The sequence below is a fragment of the Dysosmobacter segnis genome (genome assembly GCF_014297285.1).
Classification (GTDB): Bacteria; Bacillota; Clostridia; order Oscillospirales; family Oscillospiraceae; genus Oscillibacter; species Oscillibacter segnis.
On record NZ_JACOQI010000001.1, the window covers coordinates 408,140 to 419,774 of the forward strand.

The 11,635-nt window shown below is 53.6% G+C and carries 12 protein-coding genes and 1 tRNA gene; 11 read left to right on the forward strand and 2 right to left on the reverse strand.

Annotation, left to right across the window (positions count from 1 at the left end; all coding sequences use genetic code 11):
• The first annotated feature begins 127 nt into the window (after positions 1 to 127).
• The 3 genes from H8Z83_RS02050 to proS all read left to right on the forward strand — a co-directional run bounded on the left by H8Z83_RS02050 (position 128) and on the right by proS (position 4,719).
• Positions 128 to 2,560 (forward strand): phosphoketolase family protein, encoded by a 2,433-nt coding sequence (locus H8Z83_RS02050; protein ID WP_187013512.1) that lies wholly within the window; start codon positions 128 to 130, stop codon positions 2,558 to 2,560.
• A gap of 188 nt (positions 2,561 to 2,748) precedes the next feature.
• Complete coding sequence (locus H8Z83_RS02055; RefSeq protein ID WP_187013513.1) at positions 2,749 to 3,183, forward strand: divergent PAP2 family protein; 435 nt, start codon at positions 2,749 to 2,751, stop codon at positions 3,181 to 3,183.
• A gap of 99 nt (positions 3,184 to 3,282) precedes the next feature.
• Positions 3,283 to 4,719 carry a proline--tRNA ligase gene (proS, locus tag H8Z83_RS02060; RefSeq protein ID WP_187013514.1) on the forward strand — a complete coding sequence of 479 codons (1,437 nt, stop codon included), beginning with the start codon at positions 3,283 to 3,285 and terminating at the stop codon, positions 4,717 to 4,719.
• 118 nt (positions 4,720 to 4,837) lie between these two features.
• Here proS and H8Z83_RS02065 read toward each other — a convergent pair whose 3' ends face one another.
• The gene (locus H8Z83_RS02065) at positions 4,838 to 6,019 is read right to left on the reverse strand and encodes a pyridoxal phosphate-dependent aminotransferase (protein WP_187013515.1); all 1,182 of its coding nucleotides are present in this window, start codon (positions 6,017 to 6,019) and stop codon (positions 4,838 to 4,840) included.
• Between the two features lie 287 nt (positions 6,020 to 6,306).
• On the opposite strand from H8Z83_RS02065, the gene H8Z83_RS02070 reads away from it, so the two are divergent.
• The 8 genes from H8Z83_RS02070 (at position 6,307) to H8Z83_RS19845 (ending at position 11,065) form a co-directional block, all read left to right on the forward strand.
• A tRNA-Cys gene (locus H8Z83_RS02070) sits at positions 6,307 to 6,381 on the forward strand.
• 524 nt (positions 6,382 to 6,905) lie between these two features.
• A complete protein-coding gene (locus tag H8Z83_RS02075) occupies positions 6,906 to 7,130 on the forward strand; it encodes a hypothetical protein (protein WP_187013516.1) in 225 nt (74 codons plus the stop codon).
• Positions 7,131 to 7,278: 148 nt separating this feature from the next.
• A complete protein-coding gene (locus H8Z83_RS02080; RefSeq protein ID WP_187013517.1) occupies positions 7,279 to 7,599 on the forward strand; it encodes a hypothetical protein in 321 nt (106 codons plus the stop codon).
• Positions 7,600 to 7,734: 135 nt separating this feature from the next.
• Positions 7,735 to 8,541: an MORN repeat-containing protein gene (locus H8Z83_RS02085; RefSeq protein ID WP_187013518.1), complete on the forward strand. Its 807-nt coding sequence runs from the start codon at positions 7,735 to 7,737 to the stop codon at positions 8,539 to 8,541.
• A 203-nt stretch (positions 8,542 to 8,744) separates the two neighbouring features.
• Positions 8,745 to 9,422 (forward strand): hypothetical protein, encoded by a 678-nt coding sequence (locus tag H8Z83_RS02090; RefSeq protein ID WP_187013519.1) that lies wholly within the window; start codon positions 8,745 to 8,747, stop codon positions 9,420 to 9,422.
• Positions 9,423 to 9,479: 57 nt separating this feature from the next.
• A complete protein-coding gene (locus H8Z83_RS02095; protein ID WP_187013520.1) occupies positions 9,480 to 9,713 on the forward strand; it encodes a hypothetical protein in 234 nt (77 codons plus the stop codon).
• The gene (locus H8Z83_RS02100) at positions 9,688 to 10,875 is read left to right on the forward strand and encodes an antirestriction protein ArdA (RefSeq protein ID WP_243184677.1); all 1,188 of its coding nucleotides are present in this window, start codon (positions 9,688 to 9,690) and stop codon (positions 10,873 to 10,875) included. Before H8Z83_RS02095 ends, H8Z83_RS02100 begins: the two co-directional genes overlap by 26 nt.
• Positions 10,876 to 10,939: 64 nt before the next feature.
• The gene (locus H8Z83_RS19845) at positions 10,940 to 11,065 is read left to right on the forward strand and encodes a hypothetical protein (protein WP_256435282.1); all 126 of its coding nucleotides are present in this window, start codon (positions 10,940 to 10,942) and stop codon (positions 11,063 to 11,065) included.
• 62 nt (positions 11,066 to 11,127) lie between these two features.
• On the opposite strand, the gene H8Z83_RS02105 is transcribed toward H8Z83_RS19845, so the two are convergent.
• Entirely contained in the window at positions 11,128 to 11,571 is a 444-nt protein-coding gene (locus H8Z83_RS02105; RefSeq protein ID WP_187013521.1) for a GNAT family N-acetyltransferase, read from the reverse strand.
• Positions 11,572 to 11,635: the final 64 nt, after the last annotated feature.

Here is an 11,635-nt window from a genome sequence, read left to right on the forward strand (position 1 = left end):
AAAATGAGCAATTTTTGTACTAATTGTAAATTTTGCTGGATGCGTAATCGTTTTTATGATATTAGCGTTGACATGTATCGAATAAAGGGTATACTAAAATCAGAATATAATTAAAGGAGGTTCTTCTATGCCTGCAAAAAAGAAAACAGCGCCTGTTAAGCTCACCGCAAATCCGCGCGGCAGCGCCCGTGTTTCTAAAAAACCGCCTCTGACGCCTGCACAGCTGAAGCAGATCGACGCGTATTGGCGCGCATCCAATTACCTCACCGCCTGCCAGCTCTATCTGCTGGATAACCCCCTGCTGGAGCGGCCTTTGACCGCTGCGGATCTGAAGCAGACCATCGTGGGCCACTGGGGTACCTGCCCGGGCCAGAACTTCATCTATACGCATTTGGACCGGGTCATCAAGCGGGATGATCTGGATATGATCTACCTTTCCGGCCCCGGTCACGGCGGCAACGCCATGGTGGCGCAGGACTGGCTGGACGGCAGCTATACCGAGGTCTATCCCAATATCACCCGGGATAAGGACGGCATGAAGAAGCTCTTCAAGCGGTTCTCCTTCCCCGGCGGTATCCCCAGCCATGTGGCGCCGGAGACCCCCGGCTCTATCCACGAGGGCGGCGAGCTGGGCTATTCTCTGGCCCACGCCTTCGGCGCTGTGGCGGATAACCCCAGCCTGATCGCCGCCTGCGTGGTGGGTGATGGCGAGGCCGAGACCGGCCCGTTGGCCACCTCCTGGCACGGCAACAAGTTCATGAACCCCATCACCGACGGCGCCGTGCTGCCTATCCTGCACCTGAACGGTTTCAAAATTGCCAACCCCACCATCTTCTCCCGCATGAGCCATGAGGAAGTGGAGAGCTTCTTCCGGGGCTGCGGCTGGGAGCCTCGCTTTGTGGAGGGCAGCGAGCCTGCCGAGATGCATCAGAAGATGGCCGCCACGGTGGACTGGGCCATCCGTGAGATCAAGCGGATCCAGGAATACGCCCGCACCAGCGGCGACGCCAGCCGCCCCCGCTGGCCCATGATCGTCCTGCGGACACCCAAGGGTTGGACCGGCCCCAAGGAAGTGGACGGTCACGTTCTGGAAGGCAGCTGGCGGGCCCATCAGGTGCCCATCTCCATGGGCCCCGACACGGAAAAACACCTGCCGGAGCTGGAGGAATGGCTCCGCTCCTACAAGCCGGAGGAGCTGTTCAACGCTGACGGCACCCCCGTGGATCTGGTGGCCTCCTTCCCCCCTGCCGGAACCCGCCGCATGGGCGCCAACCCCCATGCCAACGGCGGACTGCTGCTGCGGGATCTCCGCACCCCCGATTTCCGGGACTACGCTGTGGACGTGAAGGCTCCCGGCGCGGTGGAAGCGCAGGATATGTACGTCCTCGGCACCTACGTCCGGGACGTAATGAAGCTGAATCTGGACGCCCGGAACTTCCGCATTTTCGCGCCGGATGAGACGGCCTCCAACCGCTTGCAGGCGGTGTTTGAGGTCACCGGCCGCCGCTTTCTGGATGAGCAGATCCCCAATGTGGACGAGGACCTGGACCCCGATGGCCGGGTCATGGACTCCATGCTCTCTGAGCACTTCTGCGAAGGCTTTTTGGAGGGCTACCTGCTGACGGGCCGCCACGGCTTCTTCGACAGCTATGAGGCCTTCATCCGCATCGTGGACTCCATGTTCTCCCAGCACGCCAAGTGGCTGAAAATGTGCAACGAGCTGCCCTGGCGGCACGATATTGCCTCTTTGAACTATATTCTGGCCTCCAACGTCTGGCAGCAGGATCACAACGGCTTTACCCATCAGGACCCCGGCTTCCTGGACCATGTGGCCAACAAGAAGGCGGACGTGGTGCGGATGTATCTGCCCCCCGATGCCAACTGCCTGCTCTCCTGCTTCGACCACTGCATCAAGAGCCGGAACTATGTGAACGTCATCGTGGCCAGCAAGCATCCCCGTCCCCAGTGGCTCACCATGGAGCAGGCGGTCAAGCACTGCACCCAAGGCATTGGCATCTGGGAGTGGGCCTCCAATGATGCCGGCGAGGAGCCGGACGTGGTGATGGCCTGCTGCGGCGATACCCCCACTTTGGAAACACTGGCCGCCGTCAGCATTCTGCGGAAGGAACTGCCGGAGCTGAAGATCCGCGTGGTGAACGTGGTGGACCTGATGAAGCTCCAGCCCCATACCGAGCATCCTCACGGCCTGACTGATTCCGAGTACGACACACTCTTTACCAAGGATAAGCCTATTATCTTCGCCTATCACGGCTATCCCACCCTGATCCATGAGCTGACCTACCGCCGTCACAACAAGAATCTCCATGTCCGGGGCTACAAGGAGGAGGGCACCATCACCACGCCCTTCGATATGCGGGTCCTCAATGACATTGACCGCTTCGATCTGGTCATCGACACCGTGCACCGCCTGCCCCAGCTGGGCAACCGGGGCGCCTATCTGGTGCAGAAGATGAATGACAAGCTGGTGGAGCACCGCCAGTATATCCGGGACAACGGCATCGACCTGCCGGAGGTCCGGAACTGGAAGTGGGAGGGCTAACGCCGAAAGAACCCCCAATATGCGCAGGGCGGCCGGATCACGGCCGTCCTGCTTTTTTTCTGCGCCGCTACTGGGATTTTCGCAAATTTCAAAGGTTTTAGCCGGCAAAAATTGACAGCTTCTTAACGTCTGGTGTATAGTAGAGACAGTGCGGGTCTCCGCGCCTACTACATGATCGGAGATTATCTATGCTTTCTGATATTTTCAGCAACCACCTGTTGATGAACGCGCTGCTGGCCTGGGCCACGGCGCAGCTCCTGAAGTTCTTTATCTATTTGGCGGTGAACCGCACCATCGACTGGAAGCGGCTTACAGGGGACGGCGGGATGCCCAGCGGTCACTCTGCCACCGTGACCGCACTGGCGGTGACCTCCGGTCTGGAATACGGCTATGACTCCCCCGTTTTTGCCGTGTGCGTGATCCTGGCCGTCATCGTCATGCATGACGCCATGGGCGTCCGTCGGGAGGCGGGACGCCATGCCAAGGCCATCAATGAGCTGCTGGAAATGCTCGACAGCGAGGAGGCACCGGAGGTGAAGCTGAAGGAATTCCTGGGCCACACGCCTATGCAGGTGTGCTGCGGTGCGGTGCTGGGCTTTATCGTTGCGCTGGCCCTGGGGTGAAATGGTTGACAACAGGGGAAAAAGACGATAAAATAAGACGTTATGAGTTCAAAGGAGGCTGTTTGCCTCCAATTCTGGAATAAAGTTGAGGGAAGAATCATGGCACAGGACAAAAAAGTGGAACAGATCACCAGTATGGAGGACGATTTCGCCCAGTGGTATACGGACATCTGCAAGAAGGCGGAGTTGATCGACTATTCCAGCGTGAAGGGATTTATGATCCTGCGTCCATACGGCTACGCTATCTGGGAAAACATTCAGCGGATCATGGACGGGGAGTTTAAAAAGACCGGACACGAGAACGTGGCAATGCCCGCGCTGATCCCGGAGAGCCTGCTGAAAAAGGAAGGCGAACTGGTCAACGGCTTTGCCCCTGAGGTGGCTTGGGTCACCATGGGCGGCAGCGACAAGCTGGAGGAGCGGCTGGCTTTCCGCCCCACCTCTGAGACCATGTTCTGCGACCACTGGCACAGCGTCCTTCAGACCTACCGCCAGCTCCCCATGCTCTATAACCAGTGGTGCTCCGTGATCCGCTGGGAAAAGACCACCCGCCCCTTCCTGCGCAGCCGGGAATTCTGGTGGCAGGAGGGCCACACCATCCACGAGACCGCTGAGGAGGCTATGGCAGAAACGGAGCAGCAGCTCAACTGCTATGCTGACTTCTGCCGCGATGCGCTGGCCATGCCGGTAGTCAAGGGCCGCAAGACCGACAAGGAGAAATTTGCCGGCGCTGAGGCCACCTATACCATCGAGAGCATGATGAAGGACCGTAAGGCCCTCCAGTCCGGCACCAGCCATTATTTCGGAGACAAGTTCTCCCGGGCCTACGATGTGACCTTCACCGGTCGGGACAACAAGCTGCAATATCCCTTCCAGACCTCTTGGGGCACCACCACCCGGCTCATCGGCGCGGTCATCATGACCCACGGCGATAACAACGGTCTGGTGCTGCCTCCCGCCATCGCCCCCATTCAGGTGGTAGTGATCCCCGTGGCGGCCCACAAGCCCGGCGTGCTGGAAGCAGCCGCTGAGATCAAGACCCGTCTGGAGGCTGCCGGCCTGCGGGTGAAGCTGGACGATTCCGACAACTCTCCCGGTTGGAAGTTCGCCGAGTATGAAATGAAGGGCGTGCCTGTCCGTGTGGAGATCGGTCCCCGCGATCTGGAAAAGGGACAGTGCTGCTTGGCCCGCCGTGATACCGGCGAAAAGAGCTTTGTCGCTCTGGACGGGCTGGAAAGCCAGGTGCAGAGCCTGCTGACCGCCGTTCACGACAACCTGTATGCTCAGGCGGAAAAGAATCTGGAGGACAACACCTTCGACCTGAACTCCTGGCAGGAGGTCAAGGAGATGGTGGAGACCAAGGGCGGCTTCGCCCGGACTAAGTGGTGCGGCAAGCTGGAGTGCGAGCTGAAGATGAAGGAGCTGGCAGGTGTTTCCAGCCGCTGCATGCCGCTCAAGCAGTCCGGCACCGAGGGCGTTTGCCCCGTCTGCGGCGAGAAGTGCACCACTGATATCTACTGGGGTGTGGCTTACTAAGCCGACTTTCTGCAAAATAAACGATCCCCGTCCTTTCTTCGGAAGGGACGGGGATCGTTGCCTGATAAAAACACCCCGGCTCTTTTCAAAAGAGCCGGGGTGTTTCGCCGTTGCTATGTTATTGATAGGAGTCCGCCAGTGCCTTGAACCGAGGCAGCGCCCGTTCGATCATTTCCGTCTGGACGCAATAGGCGATCCGGAAGTGGCCGGGAGCACCGAAGCCGCTGCCGGGGACCAACAGCAGGTCGAATTGCTTGGCTCGCTCGCTGAAAGCCATGTCATCCGGTTCCAGTGACCGGGGGAACAGGTAGAAGGCTCCACCGGGCTGGACCACATGGTAGCCCATCTCTCGAAGTGCGTCGGTCAGCAGGGCGCAGTTGCGTTCATAGACGCTGATGTCCGCCGTCAGGTCACAGCATTCCGCCGCCACCCTCTGAAATAGGCTGGGGGCATTGACATATCCCTGAGAGCGACCTGCACCTGCCGCCGCGGCGTAGACGGAATCAGCGTCCGTCACCTGCTTGGGCACCAACACATAGCCCAACCGCTCGCCAGGGAGGGAAAGGGACTTGGAAAAGGAGTAGCAGACGATGGTGTCCTTGTAGATCTGCGGTACCCAGGGGACCTCCACGCCGTGAAAGGCAATCTCCCGGTAAGGCTCGTCGGAGATCAGATAGATGGGGTGGCCGTAGAGCGCTTCCTTAGCCCGGAGGATCGCTGCCAGAGTTTCCAGCGTCTGGCGGGAGTAGACCACGCCGGAGGGGTTGTTGGGGGAGTTGATGATCACGCCCTTGGTGCGGCAGGTGACTGCCTGTTCAAAGGCGGAAAAGTCGATTTGAAAGTGCTCCGGCTCCGGGGGGATCACCTTGACCTTCCCCTTGACACCCTCGATAAACACCCGGTACTCCGGAAAGTAGGGGGCAAAGAGGATGTACTCGTCGCCGGGGCAGGTCAGTCCGCCCAATACACAGCAGAGAGACGCCGCCGCGCCTACGGTGAGGTACAGCTCGTCCGCCGTATACTGCTCCCCAAACCGACGGTTCAAGGAGTCAGCAATCCGCTGTCTGGCGGCGGGATCGCCGGGGGCGCTGGTGTAGCAGTGAATCGTGTCTGCCTGTTCCCGCAGCAGCCGGATAGCGGTATCATTCACTTCTGCGGGAGCGGGGACGCTGGGGTTTCCCAATGAAAAGTCAAATACGTTTTCCGCACCTACCTCTGCGGCCCGCTGACGGCCATATTCAAACAGCTCCCGGATCACGGAACGGGCCGTGCCCAGCTGCAGCATCCGTTGAGAAACCATAAACACTCCTCCTGTCCTTCCCATCGGTTGATTTTACAACATGAACGGCAGTTTACCGTATTTTTATTTTACTGCCCGGTCTGGCCACTGTAAAGCGGCATCACCGCTCAATCGAAAGTGAAAAGCCGGGACTTTTTTGTGCCGTTTGACACAGGGGGGCGGAGGTCGGGAAAGGCGGTTGAACACCTTTGTAAAATATTTTTTCGGATGTCAGGAAAAAATAAAAATTGTCTTGACAAACGGGGCGTTTTAGGGTATCCTATATAGGCACTCAATCATACGGCTTCGGTGACATAGCCAAGTGGTAAGGCAAGGGTCTGCAAAACCCTGATTCCCCGGTTCAAATCCGGGTGTCACCTCCATAAGGTGGCAACAATTTGGATATTTTAAGCGCAACGCTTAGAATGTCAAAGGGTTGCCGCCTTTTTTTATTTCAAATTCCGCACTCAGAAAAAAAGATATTTTCGCGTTATTTTGGTAACCGGAGAGATTTGAACTCCCCCTTTCACAGATTCAAAGGCAAAAACCTGAGAAGTGCCCTTTTTGCGGGCACAAAATAGAACGATCTTTCCTCAAAATTTTATACGATCTTTCGGGCGTCTGTTTGTTGGTTTCGTCGAAGCCATCAAAAAGGCGCCCTTTTTCATTCTCCCTTTTACCTTTTGTGTGGATAGGGTAGAACTCCGGTGATTTCACTAAATCACGCACTTAACCGGTACTGGATACCGAAAAGAGCCGAAGGCAACTTTGGCATCTTTTCATACCTTGAAAGTAACACAAAAATATTGTATAATATAGAAAAGTCGGAACAATTTGCTGGCTTTTCCGTCTATACAAATAATGAAGCAGCTAGACAAATTCAAATTTGACAAAGGGGTGTGTTTGTATGAAAAAGAAAACTGTATCCATAGTGTTGTTTTTGATTGCCTTTATTGCAACTTATTTGATTATTTGCTTTGCAATCCCTGGCATGAGAATTAAGTTAGAAGCAGAACCGATAGAAATATTCTTTAAGAGTATCACCCATATGGTGTTTTTCAAAACGATGATATCTCTTGTCGTTGCAATTATATTTGGTGCAATTCCCTTGTTCTTTGGAAAGAAGAAGTAAGCCAATTCCAATTAGTTGAACTGAATAGTATATCCCATAGGAGGAGCAAGGTCGATACACCTTGCTCCTTTTCATGTGCTTAGAGTTCCGTTAAATCGACGAAGGATTTGGCGGATAGGCTTATATCAACACAAAAGGTAAAAGGGATTTGGCTAAAAGTCAACTAATAGATACTCAAGCAGGAGAGAAAAAGGGATCTGATGCTTCAGATATGACATTCACATCTGAGATAAAATCAGAATGTGAAAGTTTCTTATCTTGGTTGAATACGAGATTTGTAAGGTTTTTCGTTGCTATATACCAGAGTAAGCTTACAGGGATGCTGACAAATCATGTATTTAGATTTGTTCCTGCACCTCCAAGCGGAAAATTCGACCACATTTACACCGATGATGAACTATACAAAGACTTCAATCTTCCTCAAAAGTATATTGATGTCATAGAAGCTGTCATCAAGGAACGCAAATAGAAATGACTATCTGTCATATTACAAAAGCTTTCGTATCTTTTCTTTTCCTATTGGCATAATTCGCCAAACATGGTATACTCCTAACAGGTGACAAGCCTAAATCGGCTAATATACCACCAATGAGGAGATGCAGTCATGAAAAAGGCGGGCGTTATCGTTTTGTCACTGCTTATGGTACTCCTATCCGGTTGTGGGAGCACCGCACAAGAGACACCTAAAAACGATACACCATCTACCGTTTCAGACTATGATATCACCGTTACTATGGTAGAGGGAACGGACACTTATGGTATTGACGGAAAGTACACTGGAGAAGTTGTCAATGGCAAGCCACAAGGTGTAGGAACATTCGAAGCAGACGGAGAAAACGGGTCTACATATACGTATGAAGGCAATTTCTCTAACGGAGCCTTTAACGGCTACGGCGTGACAACCATCATAAATGATGGCGAAACATTGGAGATGTCAGGAACATACACAAATGGAGAGTTTACACCGACTACAGGTGAGTCTTTCAACTACATTGGTCAGTTAGACCTATTCGGTAAATTTACTATTTCAGATGCAGTGATTGAGTATATTGACGAAAATGAAAATCTATTTCCTACTGCAACGAATGAAGCGATACAGTCCTCTGACATACAAGATTTCTCTAATAAACAGTTCAATAAGACACGCAAGCAAGATCAGATTGGCTTAGTAAAGTTAGACCTCTACGCCGTGCAGGTGTTTGAGGATGACTACTTGGGAGGTAAGCTAACATACCTTTTGGCCGCTGATGACGATAACAACTATTATGCTCTGTACTATTTGGGCAGCACAGAGGTTTACAATGAAGATACATTTACAGCCTACGCCATTCCATGTTCAACTTCTTCGTTTGATAACATAAGCGGCGGAACCACCAATGTCATCGTCTTAGCTGCTTGCTATATAGAGTAATAGCTTTGAAGAGGCTCTCTCCGATAAGGAGAGAGCCTCTTATTATGTCCCCTGATGAATAAATCTACATTAGAATTGGCTAACCAAGCAGTAGCAACAATTAACTTAAAAGGGAGTTTTCATTTCACACCTTAATTCATCATCCGGCCGGAGCATTTCAGGATGCTCCGGCTTATTTTTTTGCTTACGAGGAGGACTCCAAAATGAATCATCAAAACGAACCCGCGCAGCTCCGCTTCCTTGAGGAAGCCGCCAATCAGTTGCGGCAGAACGGCTTCACGGTGGAACCAATCGAAGATCACCACCTGCCCGTCAGCGTTGAAAAAGGGCGCCTCTGCCGCGTATCCGGCAAGGGCAGCGTGTTGTACCGGCAAGAGAACGTGGACAGTATTCGGGCGCAGGACGCTTTGCAGACGGTGATTGACACCGTCAAAATGACTTCGGAATACATGGCGATTCTGGAAACCGCACCGCGGCTCAAAGCCAGCGGACTGGATGGCGACTACCGCGTCCTCGCGGACTTTGGTGACGCAGTGCTGGCGGCCCACCCCACCGAGCGGGGCGTCCAATTCGTGACTTGGGAGTGGGACTTCGACCGCAAAGGCGTCCATCACGGACATTATTTTCAGGATGACTACGATGCCGCCAAGCGGGACTTCACCGTCCGCGGCGGGCTTGTTCCAAAAGACGCCCTTTTTGAACCGGAGCAGCTTGCGGAGATCTACCACGCACTGTCGTTCGTCCGTGAACAGGACGAAACGCTATCCTTCGGGCGGAATCAGGAACTGGCGGAGCTCATGGAACAGGTCGGCGGACTGCTGCCCGCGGATGCTCTGCGGCAGCGGGACGCGCCGGAACAGAGCGGCATGACAATGAAATAAGTATCCACGCAGGCCGGACAGAAATGTCCGGTCTTTTTTAGTTTAGGAGGAAAATCAATGGAAATTTACGGAACGATCCACTTCAAACTCATTCTTCCGCACTTCCCCGGCTTTCAGCAGGAGCCGCTGCCGGCACCTGTTTGCAGCCATTCCCCGGATTGCAAGGACTGCCCCTATCCCCGCCACGGTTTTCTCTGCTGGGGCGCGGACGGGACCTGTCTGCGGACCAGAATGAACAAAATCAACGGATTGGAGGAAAACACAAATGATGATTCAAGCGGTTCTCGGTAATCCCAACCACCCGGAATACGGCGTGGCAACCATCCCGTTCCCCATCTCCCGCGACCAGTACGCGCACTGCATGGAGCTATTGGAGGCGTTGGAGATCGGTGACGCGGTCAAGACGGACTGCAAGGTGGAGAAGGTCGACAGCTTCTACACCGTTCTCAAGCGCACGGAAATGCTCACGGTCAATGTGGAGGAACTGAACTACCTCGCCAAACGGCTGGACAGCTTCGACACCGGCGAGGCCGCACAGTTTCAGGCAATGGCCCACAAGCTGGAGCTGTTTGAGTTAAAGGATCTCATCAACCTGACCTTCTGCTGCCAACAGGCCACGGTCATTACCGACTTTTCCGACCTCGCCGCTGTTGGCCGTGACCACTACATGAACCTGCACGGCGGTAGCGCAAGTGTGGATGAGCTGAACAAACTGGATGGCGAGGAAACCGCGCGGCGGCTCATCGAAAACGGCGGCGGCACGATCACTCCCTACGGTGTGGTCTACGACAACGGCATGAAGTTAGAGCAGGTCTACGATGGCCGCCTCTTCCCCTGCTATTACTATGAACCGAACGCCATCACCGTTGCGGTGACCTCCAAAAACGAGCCGGAGGACACAGAACACATCACATGGCTGTTCCTCCCCATGGAGCGGGAGGAGATCGACCGCGCGCTCCTTCGCGGGGGCATCACAGATCCCGCTGATGCCCGCCTGCGGCTGGAGGACAGCCAGCTCCCCAACGAGGTGGATGTGCTGCTGGATATGGAGCGTGAAAATCTTTCTGACCTTAATGCATTGGCACAGGCTGCGGATAGCCTTTCCGATAGCGACATGAATAAGCTGGGGGCCGTGGTCATGCTGGCAAAGCCAAAGTCCGCGGCACAGATCAAAAATCTTGCGGAAAACCTTGACCTCTTTGACTTCGCCCCTGGCGCGCACTCTCCCGCCGAGTACGGCAAGTACATGATCCAACAGTCCGGTCACTTCGAGTATGACGAAAACCTCGACGCTTTTTATGACTATGAAAAGTACGGCGCGGAGCGCATGAACGAGGAGGACGGGATGTTCACCGACCGGGGCTATGTTGCCTACAAAGGCTTTTTTCGCATGGAAGAAGTGATGGAAAACCGGCATAAAAACGGCATGGAGATGGGAGGGCTTTCACGATGATCATTCAGGCAGAACTGAAGTGTAAGCAAACCGGGAGTGAGGCAGAACCCTGTGCTGTGGCTACATGGGCTTTGAGAAATACGGTCAGGACTGCATGGAAAACGACTGTGTGACGGAAACGGAGTTCGGCCTGCTGCGCCGCTTGGAGCCGCCGTTTCCAGAGCAGCGGCAGGGGCAGAGGATGATGTAAGCGAAAGCGGCTCGATCCATTTGGATCAAGCCGCTTGCTAAGCAGATAAACTGGATTTGGTTTTATAGAGGCCTTTGCAAATACACCATATCTACAAGGTGTACACCACACTCATATATCGGGTGATCATAATGATCCGTAAAGAAATTTGGCACGATATACGAGCGTACAAAGCCACATTTTTCATAAAAGGGTATCGTCAATGGGCTGTCGCCGGTTCCCACTTGCAGTATCGAAAATTGTCCACGGTATTTTTCAACAAGAAATTCAATCAGTGCTTTGGCATAGCCTTTTCGCTGAAATGGGGGAACTGTAGCAATATTCTTAATTTCAAGTATTCCAGTCCCTTCATCCGTTACGACACACTCGCATTTCACTCCGTCATCATCGAGAACATACATTTTACTTTTATAGAGATAACGGTCAACCATATCTTCCTGCTCATCCGCCAATAGGAGCAAATCAAGATATTGTTTTTTGTTTTCTGTAACTTCTACAATTCTCATCAATCACACCTGCAAATTCCGATTTCTTTACCTCATCATAGCGTATCCCCAGTAATGTGTAAAG